Genomic DNA, 13,963 nt, shown 5'->3' with positions numbered 1-13,963 from the left:
CATGAACTCACTCCTGACCGGTGCGGAAACCGCGTCGGAGGGCACCATGGCCACGCCCGGTGCACCCATGCCGGAGCCGTCCAGCCAAGGCAAACTGGTCCTGCGGAAGTTCGTCCGGCACAAGGCCGCGATGATCTCCAGCGCGGTGCTGTTGCTGCTGGTGCTGATCACCGTGATCACGCCGCTCTTCTGGCCGTACGACTACGAGCAGACCGTGGGCGGCTTCCTGCCGCCGACCGGGGAACACCCGCTCGGCACCACGCAGGTCGGCAAGGACATGGTCTCGCAGGTGCTGCGGGGTACCCAGTACTCGCTGCTCATCGCGCTCACCGTGTCGGTCGTGTCGACCACGCTGGGCGTGCTGATCGGGGCCAGCGCGGGCTACCTGCGCGGGTTCACCGACTCGGCGGCCTCGCGGCTGACCGACCTGTTCCTGATCGTGCCGCAGATCGCGGCGGCGGCCATCCTGGTGAAGGTCGCCGGCGGCGGTTCCTGGTACGTGGTGGCGATGGTGCTGGCGGCCTTCGGCTGGATGCCGATCGCCCGGATCGTCCGCGCGGAAGCCATGTCGCTTTCGCAGCGGGAGTTCGTCGAGGCCTCCCGGGCGGCCGGTGCCGGTACCGGGCGGATCATCTTCAAGCACCTGGTGCCGAACATGGTCGGCAGCATCACGGTGAACGCGACCCTCGCGGTCGCGCAGGCCGTGCTCGCCGAGGCCGCGCTTTCGTTCATCGGCCTCGGTGTGCAGCTGCCGGACACGTCGCTCGGGCGCGTTATCCTGGAGAACTACGCACAGCTACAGGGACGGCCGTGGCTGTTCTTCGGGCCGTTCGTGGTGCTGGTGCTGATCTCGCTGACGATCAACTTCATCGGGGACGGGTTGCGGGATGCCTTTGATCCGCGGCAGCGGAGGATGAAGGCGTAGGTTTCTTGGTTGGGGTTTTGCCACCCCGGTGTTTTAGTGTGACTACGGCGAAGGCCCCGATGTCAAGGCGGGAAAGATGCCTTGACATCGGGGCCTTCGCCGTGTTTTGGGCTTTGGACCGGGGATGGGGGAGGTTGGGCGGACTCGTTGGTCCACTTTTGTGCCCGGCTTCCGGTTTCTGATCTTGTGCCCGGCTTTCGGTTGGTGCTCGGGTTCCGGTTGGTGCTCGGTTTTCGGTTGGTGCCCGGGCCGGTTGGTGCTTGGGTTCCGGTTTTGCTGTTGAACGGGTAGTTGGTGGGGGTGGTCGGCTCTTGTGGCCGGGTGCCGGGGCGTGGCGCGCGGGGGTGCCGTGAATGTGGCTTTCACGGCGGAATCGGCCGTGAATGTGGCTTTCACGGCACGTGGGATGTCACGAATGTGGCTTTCGGGACATCCAACGTCTCGAAAGCCACATTCGTGACAGGGCGGGGGTGGGGCGGTGTCACGAATGTGGCTTTGGGGGCGGAATGTGCTCCCAAAGCCACATTTGTGGCAAAAAGCGGAAGGCCCCCAGGTGAGCCTGGGGGCCTTCGCGGCGAGAGAGAGGGGGGTCAGTCGGCGACGGGGGCCAACTTGCCGGCTTGCCAGGCTTTGCGGCGCTCGGCTTGCAGGATGGGGTCGGCGACCGGGGCGGCGGAGAGCAGGCGCCGGGTGTAGTCCTCCTGCGGCGAGTGCAGCACCTGGTCACGCGTGCCGACCTCGATCAGTTTTCCGTGCTGCATCACGGCGACGCGGTCGGCCAGCAGGTCGACGACGGCCAGGTCGTGGCTGATGAACAGGCAGGCGAACTGCAGACTTTGCTGCAGGTCGAGGAACAGGTCCAGCACCCGCGCCTGCACCGACACGTCCAGCGCCGAGGTGGGCTCGTCGGCGATGAGGAGTTGCGGGTCCAGTGCGAGCGCCCTGGCGATGGACACGCGCTGGCGCTGACCGCCCGAGAGTTCGTGGGGGTAGCGGTTGCGGTAGTTGCCGCCCAGTTCCACGTTGTCGAGCAGGGTCTTCACCCGGTCGTTGAGGGCTTGGCCCTCGACGACCTTGTGCAGCACCAGCGGCTCGGCGATCGACTCGCCGATCGTCATCTTCGGGTCCAAAGTGGACGCCGGGTCCTGGAAGACGATGGAGAAGTAGCGGCGCAGCGGGCGCAGCTCCTTGGTGGTCAGCTTGGTGATGTCCCGCCCGGCGATGAACACCGAACCCTCGGTCGGGTCCAGCAGGCGGATCGCGCAGCGGCCGACGGTCGACTTGCCCGAGCCCGACTCGCCGACCAGGCCCAGGATCTCGCCCTTGCTGATGTGCAGCGAGACGTCGTCGACCGCGCGGTTCTTCTGCTGACCCCGGCGGCCCGGGTACTCCAGCACCAGGTTCTTGATCTCCAGCGCGTACGCGGTTTCCTCGATCTGGGCTTCCAGCTCCTTGTCGGTGAGCCGGATCTCCTCGGTGTCGACCTCGATCGAGGTCTCCTCCAGCAGCCGCCTGCCTTCGGGGCGCTGGCCGAGCACGGGCACCGCGGCCAGGAGCTTGCGGGTGTACTCCTCCTGGGGCGAAGCGAACAGCTCGCGCACCGGCGCGCTTTCGACGATCTCGCCCTGGTACATCACCACCACGCGGTCGGCCAGGTCGGCCACCACGCCCATGTCGTGCGTGATCAGCACGATCGCGGTGTTCAGCGTGTCCCGCAGCTTGCGCAGCAGACCGAGGATCTCCGCCTGCACGGTCACGTCGAGCGCGGTGGTCGGCTCGTCGGCGATGATCACCTTCGGGTCGCAGGCGATCGCCATCGCGATCACCACGCGCTGGCGCAGCCCGCCGGAGAGCTGGTGGGGGTACTGCTTGAACCGGACCGGCGGGTTCGGGATGCCGACCATCTCCAGCAGCTCGATCGCGCGGGCGTCGGCGGCGGACTTCGACAGGTCCTGGTGGGTGCGCAGCGCCTCGCGGATCTGCCAGCCGATCGTGTAGACCGGGTTCAGCGCGCTCATCGGCTCCTGGAAGATCATCGCGATCTCGTTGCCGCGGATCTTGCGGAGCTCGGCGTCCTTCATGCCGCCGAGGTCGGTCTGGTCGAGACGGCGCTCGCCGGTGATCTGGGTGGTCTTCGGCAGCAGGCCGAGCACCGACATCGAGGTCACGGACTTGCCCGAGCCGGACTCGCCCACCACGGCGACGATTTCGCCGGGGGCCACGTCGAAGCCGATCCCCTTGACCGCTTCGACGATGCCGTCATCGGTGGAGAAGGTGATGTGCAGGTCCGAGATGGACAGCACGGAACCCGATGTCGTTGTTGCTTCAGTGCTCACCAAGATGCCCTTCGTGGGGGTACACGTAGCGAGCCCTGCAACAGCGCTTTATCGCCGTACTCGAGGTGCTGCTCGCACGTCACGTTCAACTCTGCCCGGCAGGATATCCGAGGTCGCCCCGCGTGGAATACCGACGCGGGAATTAATCTGAACCCGTGATCTCGCCAGAACCCCGCAGGTTGCTGCTGGTCCACGCCCATCCCGACGACGAGACGCTGACCACCGGCGGCACCATCGCCCGGTACGCGGCCGACGGGACCGAAGTGACGGTCGTCACGTGCACGCTCGGTGAGGAGGGGGAGATCATCCCGCCCGAGCTGGCCCAGCTCGGCTCCTGGGCGGGCGATCAGCTGGGCGGCTACCGCAGCGGCGAGCTGGCCGCGGCCTGCGCCGCGCTGGGTGTCTCCCGGCACCACTACCTCGGCGGCATCGGCCGCTGGCGCGACTCCGGCATGGCGGGCACCCCGTCGGCCGAGCACCCGCGTGCGTTCGTGCGCGGGCTGATCGAGGAACAGGCCGCCCAGCTGCGCACCCTGCTCGACGAGGTGCGCCCGCAGGTGGTGGTCAGCTACGACGACTTCGGCGGCTACGGCCACCCCGACCACATCCGTGCCCACGAGGTGACCATGGCCGCCGTGGCCGGCGCCGAGTCCGTGGTGCGCGTGTTCCACACGGTGGCCTCGGCCGGGGACACCTCGCGCGGCCTGGCGCTGCTCCGGAACCGCGAGGGCGTGCCGTTCCGGGTGCCCGCCGACAGCGAACTGCCCGCCACCCCGGACGAGGTGATCACCACCAGGGTGGACGTGTCCGGGCAGCTGGCCAAGAAGGTGACGGCTCTGCGGGCGCACGCCACGCAGGTGCACGTCGGCGAGGGCGTGTTCGCCCTGTCCAACAACATCGCGCAGCCGCTGGCCACCACCGAGTGCTTCGTGCTGGCCGCCGGGGACGGCGAAGGCGCGGCGACCGACCTCTTCGGGGGGCTGGCCTGATGCGCTGGCTGATGGCGGCGGTGCTGGTCGTGGACGCGGTGCTGCTGGCCGTGCTGGAGCTGTTCTTCCTGCCGATGCGCGCCGACGGCACGCTGCTGCCGGCGCTGGGCGCGTTCCCGGTGCCGCTCTCGCTGGTGGTGGCCGCGGTCACCACGCCACTGCTGGTGCTGACCGGCCGCGCGCTGGTCGGCCCGCCGTTCGCCGGGATCGTGCTGGCGGTGTGGGCCTTCACCGCGATCGCCTTCGCCATGTTCGGGCCCGGCGGCGACCGGGTATTCGTCGAAGACTGGCGTGGACTGCTGTTGCTGGCGGTCGGCGCGCTCCCGGGGGCGTTCGCCGTCGGCGGCTCGGTGCGAGCGAAACAGGAGGCGAAGCTTCGTGGGTGAGGCGATTTCGGACGCTCAGGTGGTCAAGGTGCTGCGGCCGTTCGTGCGCGGTTGCGGTCCGATGCTGGACGCGCTGCGCGAATCCGATCCGCTCGGGTTGCTGGCGCGTGCGGAACGGCGGGACGGCAACCCGGAACTGGACGAGGTCGATCCGAAGCTGCGCGACAAACTGCTCAACGGCCTGACTTCGGTCAAGGTTCCCGGTACCGAAGCCTGGGCCGCGATGGACGCCGAGGAACGCACCCGCTGGTGGGTCAACCGCGTCGGCCGGTTCACCGCGCTGCTCACCTCGATCCCCGGCCTCGGCGGCGCGCTCGCCGACCGGCTGCCGGTGCAGGACGCGCTCGGCGCCGCCGCGCAGGGGCTGCTGCTCTGCGCGATCAGCGGGGAACACGGCATCACCGAGGTCGGCGACCGCGTGCGGCTGATCGCCTGGGTGCTGTTCGAGCGCGACGTCGATCCCGTGCTGGCCGCCGGGAAGGACGCGGCCCACGACCCTTCGGCCGAGGACTCGCGGACCGAGGCGCTGACCGAAGAACTGTCCCAGTCGGAGCACAAGCACGGGCGGCTGACGGTGAAGGCGGCCGCCCGCACGCTGTGGCGGCTCGGGCGCTCGCTTCTGTCCATCGTGGACGAACTGGAGAAGCGCCCGCGCGGGCGGCTGGTCCACCGCGCCCTCGGCATGCTGCCGGTGGTCGGCATGGCCGGGGACTACCTCGGTGAGCGTTCCGGGCTCAAGAAGGTGGCCAAGCGCGCCCGCGCGTGGATCGACCGGGAGGCCCCCGGCGCGGTTCCGGCTCAGTAACGCCAGAACTGGAAGGCGATCTGGCCGACGGTGGAAGCGTTGGAGTTGCCGCCGACCGCGTCGAAGACCAGAGCGGTGAGGTCCCACAGCGCGTTGCCGACCGCGGGCACCGCGAGGATGAGCGCGAACAGCACCAGCGGGGCCCACGGCCGCGCCTTCGCGCCGAACTCCCGCGCCTGCGGCGAGAGGTACGGCTCGATCGCGCCGTAGCCGTCGAGTCCGGGCACCGGCAGGATGTTGATCACAAAGGCGAGGATCTGCAGCGAGGCCAGGTAGCTCAGGCCGATGACCAGTCCGGTCGGCATCGGGATCAGCGCGACCGAGATGGTCAGCACGATGCCGAGCGCGAGGTTGCTCAGCGGCCCGGCGAGCGAGACCCACGAGGACACCGAACGCGACCGCAGCGCCCACCGGTTGATCCACACCGCGCCGCCCGGCAGCGGGATGCCGCCGATGGCCAGGATCAGCAGCGGGATCAGGATGGAGAAGACCGGGTCGGTGTACTTGCGGATGTCCATCGACAGGTAGCCCTTGGCGGCCACCTCGTGGTCGCCACCGCGGTAGGCCACGATGGCGTGGCCGAACTCGTGGAACACCAACGAAACCGCCCAGCCGCCGAGGATCAGCAGGACCGCTCCCGCGGTGCCGGTCCAGTTGCGGTCGCCGATGAACACGCGGCCGGTCAGCTCGTCGAACGGGAACGGGCTCTGCAGGGCCATGAGCACACCGCCGGCGACGGTGACGGCGAGCAGGCCGTAGAACAAGGGGCTTGGGCGGGTGGCAGAACGGTGCACTGGTCCAGTCTTCCCCATCGACGTTGGGTGGCGCACGGCGTGTCCGCTTGCGCGAACGGTTTCGGTTATCCCCCGAACACGCTACTCAGCTTGACCTGACCCGATTACACGGGTGTAATCACAACTGTGTCATTCGTTGGAGCAAGGGGATCAACGGGTGATTGCGGTACCGCCAGCCTGGGAGTGCGTGGAAGCGAGGAGGCGGACATGCGGGCAGCAGTCGACGGAAGGGAAGGGGGCTCGGTCATGGATTGGGGCGAACGCCCGGAGCAGGAACTGGGGGTTCTCACTGATCTTTTCGACCCGGCCGAGGAACAGCAGTGGCAGGAGCGTGCGCTCTGCGCGCAGACCGACCCCGAGGCGTTCTTCCCTGAAAAGGGGGGTTCCACCAGGGAAGCGAAGCGGATCTGCCAGGGCTGCGAGGTGAAGGACGAATGCCTCGAGTACGCCCTCGGGCACGACGAACGCTTCGGCATCTGGGGCGGGCTGTCGGAGCGGGAGCGCCGCAAGCTCAAGAAACGCGTGGTCTAAGCGAAAGTCACCGCAGACGGCGTGTTCGCCCGGGTCGCGTACCCGGACGGGCACGCCGTCTCGCCATGTGAGCGGCCGGGTTTCCAGTCAGTGAGACCCTCCTAACGCGACAGTCGGCCCCGCCGGGGTGGCGGGCCGGGCGCCCCGGCGCTGGCCGTAGGGTGAGCGCCGTGCCGAGCTTCGCCACCGTGCCCGTTCTCGCGGTTTTGGTCTGCCACAACGGGGAAGCGTGGCTGCCACTGGCGTTGTCCGCGCTGCGGCGCACCGGGCCGCGCCCCCGTCACGTCATCGCGGTGGACACCGGATCCACCGACCGCACCCCGTCGCTGCTCGCCGAAGCCGCCGATCCGGACGGCGCGGTGGGCGGGGCGGGCCCGATCCTCGACGGCGTGCTCACACTCACGGGTGAAACCGGCTTCGCCGAAGCCGTCGCCGCCGCGGTGGCGCACGCCACCGATCGCTGGGGCGATCCGGGTTCCTGGCTCTGGCTGCTGCACGACGACTGCGCGCCCGAGCCCGACTGCCTCGACCGGTTGCTGCGCGCGGCCGAGACCTCACCCTCGGCGGGGGTGCTGGGCCCGATTTCCGTCGACTGGACCGATCCGCGGCTGATCACCGAAGCCGGGCTGTCCACCGACGCCTCCGGGCACCGGCAGTCGGTCGCCGGTGATCTGGAGCACCGGCCGGAGCAGAGCACCGAGGTGCTCGCCGTGCCGAGCGCCGGCGTGCTGGTGCGCCGGGGACTGTGGACCGAACTCGGCGGCTTCGACACCGAAATCCCGTTGCTGCGCGAGGACATCGACTTCGGCTGGCGGGCGAACGCGGCGGGCAGCGTGGTGCTGTCCGTGCCGACCGCGCGGATGCGGCACGTCCGCGCGCTGGCCACGGGGGAGCGGACCGCGCACGCGGTGCCGGGTTCGCTCGCCGCCGCCGACCGCGCGCTCGGCCTGCGCACTTTCCTGGTCAACTGCCCGGCGCCGTCGTTCTGGTGGGGACTGCCGCGGCTGCTCCTGCTGTGCCTGCTGCGCGGACTCGGATTCGCCTTGCTGCGCCGGGGAAATCGGGCCGCCGCGGAGTTCCGGGCAATCGGTTACCTCACCAGCGGGCGGGCACGGCTGAGGGCGGCACGCCGGGCGCGGGCCGGTCACCGCGGTTCGGTCCGCGGGTTGCTGATCGGCCGGTACGTCCGGCTGCGCAACGCCACCCGTGCGTCGGTGCTTTCGTTGATCAGGCGGAGGGTGGCGAGCGAGGCCGCGCTCGGCAGGTTGCCCGAAACCACCTCCGCCCAAACCGCCTGGATCCCACCGGAGGCGATGGGCGGGGCGACCGGCGGTCGCCGCCCGGTCGGGCCGGACGCGTTGCCCGCCGGGGTGCGGAGTTCGGGGCGCTCGCTGGTGTCCGGGTTGCGGCGGCCCGCCGGGGTGGTCGCGGTGGAACTGCCCGAGGAGCCTGCTGCCGACGAACCGGAACGGCCGCGGCCGTCGCCCGGTCCGCGGGAGGCTCCGCGCGAACTGGTCTTCGTGGAAGTCAACCGGCGCCGCATCCTCGCCGCGACGGTGTTGTCCCCGCCCGTGGTGCTCTTCGTCGTGCTGACCGCGCTCGCGCTGGTGATGAACGCCGGGCGGCTCGGCTTCGACCTGGCGGGCGGACGGCTGCTGCCGGTCGGCGATCTCGGGCAGCTGTGGTCGGAGTACCTGGCGTCGTGGCACGCGGTCGGCGGTGGCACCGCGGCCGCGGCACCGCCTTCGCTGGCCGTGCTCGGGGTCCTGGGTGCCGTGTTCCAGCCCGTGGGTGGTCCGGCCACGCTGGTCGCGCTGGTGCTGATGCTCGAAGCGCCGATCGCCGCGCTGCTCGCCTACGCCGTCACGCGACGGCTGCGGGTGCACCGCTGGGTGCGGGCCGCGGCGGCGGCCGGTTACGGCCTGCTGCCGTCGGCGACCGCGAGCGTGGCCCAGGGCCGCCTCGACGTGGTCGGCGCGCACCTGCTGCTGCCGGTGGTGGCCGCCGGGATCGTCGCCGTGCTGACCGCCGAGCGCCGGAAGTGGCTGCACACCTCGGTGTTGTGCGCGCTGGGGCTGGCGGTGTTCGGCGCGTTCTCGCCGCTGGGGCACGCCCTCGCGCTGGTCGGTCTGGTGGTCGCCTTCGTGGTGCTGCCCGCGCCGGGACTGCTGCTGCGGCGGGCGGCGTCCGTGGTGATCGTGGTGTTCCTGCCGCTGTTGTTGTTGCTCCCGTGGCCCGTCGTGCTGGTGCGGTACCCGAAGTTCCTGCTGCACGGCCTGGGCGCGCCCGGTGGCGCGCAGCCCGGTCCGGGCGACCTGTTCGGGCTGGCGCCCGGTGGTCCCGGGGCGTGGCCGGTCGGCGTGGTGGTGCTCGCGGCGGCGTTGATGGCGTTGATCCTGCGGCCGACCCCGCGGGCGGTCCCGGGGCTCGCGCTGGCGGCACTGGGCACCGCGGGTGTGGTGCTGGTGCGCTCGGTCGAGGTCGCGGCCACCCCGGGCGGGGTGCTGGTGCCGGGCTTCGCCGGGGTGCCGCTGCTGGTGTTCGGCGCCGGGTTGCTGTGGGCGGTGCTCGCGGCCTGCGAGCGGACCACCACCCCGGCCGCGGCCTGGTTGCCGAAGGCGGCGGCGATCGGCGGCGTGGTGCTGCTCGCCGTGCTGGCCACGGGTGCCGTGGTCGCCGGCCGGGAAGGGCCGTTGACCGCGGGAGGCGGCCTCCGGCTCGCGGACCCGCTGACCAGCGAACTGGCGCAGACCCAGCGTTCGGTCTTCGTGCTGGCGGGCGGCGGCGAGCCGGCGCGGCAGACAGCCGGGCGGCTGCCGTCCTACGGCGACGACGACCTGGTGCCGACCACCGGTGCGCCGGAGCGGCTGGCCGACTGGCAGGTGAACCTGCTCAGCGGGGTCCGGGAGCCGGTGCAGGAAGCGCTGGCGGGGATGGCCGCCGACGGCGTGCTGTTCGTGGTGCTGCCGCCGGGCGTGGACGGCGCGCCGATCCAGGCGATCGCCGACGAGCAGGTGGCCGCCGCGCCACCCGCCTCGGACGGGCGCCAGGTGCTGCGGCTGACCACGGTCGGCGGGCCGGTGGTGCTCATCTCACCGGAGCTGGCGCACCGGGCGGTCAACGGCCGCCCGCCGGAGATCCAGTCGCCCGACGCCTCGGTGGCGGGCACGGCGGTGGTCGACGCGGTGCCGCCGGAGGTCCGGGTGCGGGTGTCGGACGGGCCGTCGGGGCGCATCCTGGTGCTGGCCGCCGACGAGGAACCCGGCTGGCGGGCGACGGTCAACGGCGAACAGGCCGCCATCGTCCGGGCCTGGGGCCACCAGGTCGCGGTCGCCGTGCCGACGCGGCAGTCGGAGGTCGTCGTCGAGTACTCGGGTGGCGGGCGGAACATCCTGCTGCTGGTCCAGGTGGCGGCCCTGCTCTTCGCCGCGCTGACCGCGGTGCCGAGCAGGCGGGGTCACTCGCCTTCGATGACGTCCGGTTCCACGCCGAGGTAGCCGGCGACCTGCTCGACCAGCACGTCGTGCACGAGCTCGGCCAGTTCCGCCGGGTCCTTCGCACGGGCTTCCAGCGGCCGCCGGTACAGCACGATCCGCGCCCGCGTCGGCAGGCCCGCCCGGTCGACCCCGGCCGGGACCAGCCGCGACAGCGGGACCGAGCCGTCGTGCAGCACGCCTTCGGTGTTCGCCGGGCGGCCGTTGCGCCGGACCTCGGGCACGTCGTCGACCGCCACGTCCAGCTTGGTCAGCTCGTGCCGCCACCGGGCCTCGATCGGCTCCAGCGCGTCGAGCACCAGCGCGTCGAACTTCTCCGCGCGGCTCGAAGCCGCGGGCAGCGAGGCCGGGTACAGCGGTCCTCGCAGGCCACGCCCGTGCCGGTCCCGGCGCAGGCGCTGCTGCTGTCGGAATCCACGAGCCATCGCCACGAATCGACAGGGTACGCGCCCGCCGCCACGACCGGTGCACGAGGCGAGAATCCGCCTCACCGGTGCGCCTGCGCGATGTGACGCGTGTTAAGCGCTATCGTCTGACCTTGTGCCGAGCGTACGAAAGTGTTCGCGGACAGGGTGCCTGGAGCCCGCTGTCGCCACGCTGACCTACGCCTACAGCGACTCGACCGCTGTCGTGGGACCGTTGGCGACGGCCTCCGAGCCGCACTCCTATGACCTGTGCGAGGAGCACGCCCTGCGGTTGACCGCGCCGCGGGGCTGGGAGGTCGTGCGCCACGAGGGCGGCTTCGCCGCGCCCCAGCCCTCTGGTGACGAACTCACCGCACTCGCCGAAGCCGTGCGGGAGGCCGGGCGCTCGGACGGGCCCGCCACCCGGGCCGAGCCGGAGGCGCCATCCGGCAGGCGCGGCCATCTGCGGGTCCTGCCGGACCCGATCAAACGCTGATCCACCGACTGTTAATTCAGTACCTGCATCGACCGCCGCACCTCGCCGGTAGGCTTTCCGACGCGCATCGAGCGCACCAGCCGTCGTCGAAACCACCGGGAGAGGGCGTGTCAGACCTGTCGGCCATCGTGAAGGCCTACGACATCCGAGGAGTTGTCGGGGAACAGCTGAACGCCGACCTCGTCCGTGACTTCGGGGCCGCGTTCGCCCTGCTCGTGAAGCTGGACGTGCCCACGGCCGTGGTGATCGGCCACGACATGCGCGAGTCCTCGCCCGGCCTGGCCGCGGCCTTCGCCGATGGCGTCACCTCGCAGGGCCTCGACGTGATCAACATCGGCCTCGCCAGCACGGACCAGCTGTACTTCGCCTCCGGCTCGCTCAACCTGCCGGGCGCGATGTTCACCGCCAGCCACAACCCGGCGAAGTACAACGGCATCAAGCTGTGCCGCGCCGGTGCCGCCCCGGTCGGGCAGGACTCCGGCCTCGCCGAGATCCGCGACACGGTGAGCCAGGGCGTGCCCGAGTTCGCCGGGCAGCGCGGCAGCGTGACCGAGCGGGACGTGCTCGCCGACTACGCCGCCCACCTGCGCAAGCTGGTCGACCTCTCGGCCAACCGCAGGCTCAAGGTCGTGGTGGACGCGGGCAACGGCATGGGCGGGCACACCGTGCCCACCGTGTTCGACGGATTGCCGATCGACCTCGTGCCGATGTACTTCGAGCTCGACGGCAGCTTCCCGAACCACGAGGCCAACCCGCTCGACCCGAAGAACCTGGTCGACCTGCAGGCCAAGGTGCGCGAGACCGGCGCCGACGCGGGCCTGGCCTTCGACGGGGACGCCGACCGCTGCTTCGTCGTCGACGAGCGCGGTGAGCCGGTGCCGCCGAGCGCGGTGACCGCGCTGGTCGCGGTGCGCGAGCTGGCCAAGGAGCCGGGCGGCACGATCATCCACAACCTGATCACCTCCCAGGCGGTCCCGGAGATCGTGCGCGAGCACGGCGGGCAGCCGGTGCGGACCAGGGTCGGGCACTCGTTCATCAAGCAGGAGATGGCCACCACCGACGCGATCTTCGGCGGCGAGCACTCCGCGCACTACTACTTCCGCGACTTCTGGAAGGCCGACACCGGCATGCTGGCCGCGCTGCACGTGCTGGCCGCGCTCGGCGAGCAGGCGGGCCCGCTGTCCGAGCTGACCGCCCAGTACTCGCGCTACGCCGCCTCCGGGGAGATCAACTCCACGGTGGACGACCAGGTGGCGCGCCAGGTCGCGGTCAAGGACGCCTTCGCGGGCCGGTCCGGCGCGCTGGTCGACGAGCTGGACGGGCTGACCGTGCGGCTGGAGGACGGCAGCTGGTTCAACCTGCGTGCCTCGAACACCGAGCCGCTGCTGCGGCTCAACGTCGAGGCGGCCGACGAGCAGGCCGTCCGTGCCCTGACCGATGAGGTTCTGGCGATAGTTCGTGACTGAGGCGAGGGGATTCACGGACCTCGCGGTGGTAAGGAGGAACCATGGCCGTAACGCTTGACGAGCAGCTGCTCGAGATCCTGGCTTGTCCGTCGGAGGATCACGCGCCGTTGCGGCCGGGGTCCCCGGAAGACCCCGAGGCCGACGCGCTCACGTGCACTTCGTGTGGCCGGGTGTACCCGGTCCGCGACGGCATCCCCGTGCTCCTGCTCGACGAAGCCGTCGAGCGGGCCGAACAGGATCCCGCTTCCGATGGTGATTGACGACACGCTGATCGACGACCCGTCGAGACTGGCCGACGTCGACTCGCGGGGCCTGCTCCGCGCCACCGCGATGGCCGGGGCGCAGGTCCGCGCGACCACCGAGGCGGCGGCCGAGCTCGGCCTGGCCGACCGGCTGGACGTCGGCCGCCCGCGGGCGCTGGTGCTGCTGGCCCGGCCGGGGGTCGGGCGCACGGTGACGAACGTGCTCGCCGCGCTGCTCACCCCGACCTGCCCGGTGCCGATCGTGGTCAGCGAGTTCGTGCCGTCCTGGATCGGCGCGCTCGACGTGGTGCTCGCGCACACCGAGCAGGCCGAGGACCGGGAGCTGGCCGCGTCGCTGGAGCGGGCCGCCCGCTACGGCGCGACCGTGGTGCTCTCGGCGCCGCCGGAGGGGCCGGTGGCCGCTTCGGTCTCCGGCCGTGGCCTGCTGCTCGCGCCGCGGGTGCCGGTGCCGCCCGAGCTGTCGTTCCCGCGCGCGCTCGTGGCCGGGCTGCTCACCGCGAACGCGCTGGGCCTGCTGGTCGCCGACGTGGAGTCGCTCGCCGACCAGCTCGACGCCGAAGCCGAACGCGACCAGCCCAACCACGAGTCGTTCGTCAACCCGGCGAAGGCGCTGGCGCTGCAACTGGCCGACCGCACCCCGCTGCTGTGGGGCCTGGACCCGGTCGCGCTGGCCGTGGCCGGGCACGCCGCGCACTCCTTCGCCTCGCATTCGGCGGTGGTCTGCGACGTGGCCGACTACCACCAGGCGCTCGCCCGCCCGGCGCTGCACCGCGTGGCCGTCGGCAGCACCACCGAGCGCGACATCTTCGCCGACCCGGACGAGGGCGGCCTGCCGCAGCCCCGTGTGCTGCTGTTGTCGCTGCGTTCCGGGCCGGGTGCCGAAGCCGCCCGCCGCCAGGCGGAGGACATGCTCGCCGGGGTCGACGTGATCGCCCCCGCCGAGGAGATCGACGCCGACGAGCCCACCAGGGCGGCGGTGCTCGCGCTGCGGTTCGAGCTCGCCGCGATCTACCTCGGGCTGGCCGCGGGGAGCATCGGCGGGGCAGGCCGCTACACGTCCGCGACCGCGTGAGC

At 71.4% G+C, this 13,963-nt stretch carries 13 protein-coding genes; 10 read left to right on the top strand and 3 right to left on the bottom strand.

The window, feature by feature from the left end:
• Position 1 precedes the first annotated feature (1 nt).
• Positions 2-925, top strand: coding sequence for an ABC transporter permease (locus JOM49_RS01165; RefSeq protein WP_209662332.1), 924 nt, complete (start codon positions 2-4; stop codon positions 923-925).
• Positions 926-1,515: 590 nt separating this feature from the next.
• Here JOM49_RS01165 and JOM49_RS01160 read toward each other — a convergent pair.
• Positions 1,516-3,261 carry an ABC transporter ATP-binding protein gene (locus JOM49_RS01160; protein ID WP_209662331.1) on the bottom strand — a complete coding sequence of 582 codons (1,746 nt, stop codon included), beginning with the start codon at positions 3,259-3,261 and terminating at the stop codon, positions 1,516-1,518.
• Between the two features lie 155 nt (positions 3,262-3,416).
• On the opposite strand from JOM49_RS01160, the gene mshB reads away from it, so the two are divergent.
• Genes mshB through JOM49_RS01145 form a run of 3 tightly spaced genes read left to right on the top strand, consistent with a single transcriptional unit; the run spans position 3,417 to position 5,441 of the window.
• Complete coding sequence (gene mshB / locus JOM49_RS01155; RefSeq protein ID WP_372443953.1) at positions 3,417-4,250, top strand: N-acetyl-1-D-myo-inositol-2-amino-2-deoxy-alpha-D-glucopyranoside deacetylase; 834 nt, start codon at positions 3,417-3,419, stop codon at positions 4,248-4,250.
• Positions 4,250-4,636 (top strand): hypothetical protein, encoded by a 387-nt coding sequence (locus JOM49_RS01150; protein WP_209662330.1) that lies wholly within the window; start codon positions 4,250-4,252, stop codon positions 4,634-4,636. The genes mshB and JOM49_RS01150 overlap by 1 nt, the downstream gene beginning before the upstream one ends.
• Positions 4,629-5,441 (top strand): hypothetical protein, encoded by an 813-nt coding sequence (locus JOM49_RS01145; RefSeq protein WP_209662329.1) that lies wholly within the window; start codon positions 4,629-4,631, stop codon positions 5,439-5,441. Before JOM49_RS01150 ends, JOM49_RS01145 begins: the two co-directional genes overlap by 8 nt.
• Here the strand turns inward: JOM49_RS01145 and JOM49_RS01140 are convergent.
• A complete protein-coding gene (locus JOM49_RS01140) occupies positions 5,435-6,235 on the bottom strand; it encodes a site-2 protease family protein (protein WP_209662328.1) in 801 nt (266 codons plus the stop codon). The genes JOM49_RS01145 and JOM49_RS01140 overlap by 7 nt on opposite strands.
• Before the next feature lie 207 nt (positions 6,236-6,442).
• Between JOM49_RS01140 and JOM49_RS01135 the strand changes: the two genes are divergently transcribed.
• The gene (locus tag JOM49_RS01135; protein WP_209662327.1) at positions 6,443-6,766 is read left to right on the top strand and encodes a WhiB family transcriptional regulator; all 324 of its coding nucleotides are present in this window, start codon (positions 6,443-6,445) and stop codon (positions 6,764-6,766) included.
• A 170-nt stretch (positions 6,767-6,936) separates the two neighbouring features.
• Positions 6,937-10,263, top strand: a complete 3,327-nt coding sequence (locus JOM49_RS01130) for a glycosyltransferase (protein WP_308158618.1) — start codon at positions 6,937-6,939, stop codon at positions 10,261-10,263.
• Here the strand turns inward: JOM49_RS01130 and JOM49_RS01125 are convergent.
• On the bottom strand, positions 10,224-10,685 hold the full coding sequence (locus tag JOM49_RS01125) for a metallopeptidase family protein (RefSeq protein WP_209662326.1): 462 nt from the start codon (positions 10,683-10,685) through the stop codon (positions 10,224-10,226). The genes JOM49_RS01130 and JOM49_RS01125 overlap by 40 nt on opposite strands.
• A gap of 115 nt (positions 10,686-10,800) precedes the next feature.
• Here JOM49_RS01125 and JOM49_RS01120 point away from each other — a divergent pair, with 115 nt between their 5' ends.
• The 4 genes from JOM49_RS01120 (at position 10,801) to JOM49_RS01105 (ending at position 13,961) form a co-directional block, all read left to right on the top strand.
• The gene (locus tag JOM49_RS01120; protein WP_209662325.1) at positions 10,801-11,160 is read left to right on the top strand and encodes a DUF3499 domain-containing protein; all 360 of its coding nucleotides are present in this window, start codon (positions 10,801-10,803) and stop codon (positions 11,158-11,160) included.
• A 107-nt stretch (positions 11,161-11,267) separates the two neighbouring features.
• Positions 11,268-12,626: a phosphomannomutase/phosphoglucomutase gene (locus JOM49_RS01115; protein WP_209662324.1), complete on the top strand. Its 1,359-nt coding sequence runs from the start codon at positions 11,268-11,270 to the stop codon at positions 12,624-12,626.
• Positions 12,627-12,667: 41 nt separating this feature from the next.
• On the top strand, positions 12,668-12,886 hold the full coding sequence (locus JOM49_RS01110) for a Trm112 family protein (protein WP_209662323.1): 219 nt from the start codon (positions 12,668-12,670) through the stop codon (positions 12,884-12,886).
• Complete coding sequence (locus JOM49_RS01105) at positions 12,876-13,961, top strand: SIS domain-containing protein (protein ID WP_209662322.1); 1,086 nt, start codon at positions 12,876-12,878, stop codon at positions 13,959-13,961. Before JOM49_RS01110 ends, JOM49_RS01105 begins: the two co-directional genes overlap by 11 nt.
• Positions 13,962-13,963 lie beyond the last annotated feature (2 nt).

Origin of the sequence: Amycolatopsis magusensis, from assembly GCF_017875555.1 — a bacterium.
Taxonomy (GTDB): Bacteria; Actinomycetota; Actinomycetes; order Mycobacteriales; family Pseudonocardiaceae; genus Amycolatopsis; species Amycolatopsis magusensis.
This window is presented reverse-complemented; position numbering and strand designations above follow the sequence as displayed.

Bases quoted from the DNA above. Each gene is read 5' to 3' on its own strand.
- JOM49_RS01165 (WP_209662332.1), top strand. From the start codon at position 2: ATGAACTCACTCCTGACCGGTGCGGAAACCGCGTCGGAGGGCACCATG.
- JOM49_RS01150 (WP_209662330.1), top strand. From the start codon at position 4,250: ATGCGCTGGCTGATGGCGGCGGTGCTGGTCGTGGACGCGGTGCTGCTG.
- JOM49_RS01135 (WP_209662327.1), top strand. From the start codon at position 6,443: ATGCGGGCAGCAGTCGACGGAAGGGAAGGGGGCTCGGTCATGGATTGG.
- JOM49_RS01125 (WP_209662326.1), bottom strand. From the start codon at position 10,685: ATGGCTCGTGGATTCCGACAGCAGCAGCGCCTGCGCCGGGACCGGCAC.
- JOM49_RS01110 (WP_209662323.1), top strand. From the start codon at position 12,668: ATGGCCGTAACGCTTGACGAGCAGCTGCTCGAGATCCTGGCTTGTCCG.
- JOM49_RS01105 (WP_209662322.1), top strand. From the start codon at position 12,876: ATGGTGATTGACGACACGCTGATCGACGACCCGTCGAGACTGGCCGAC.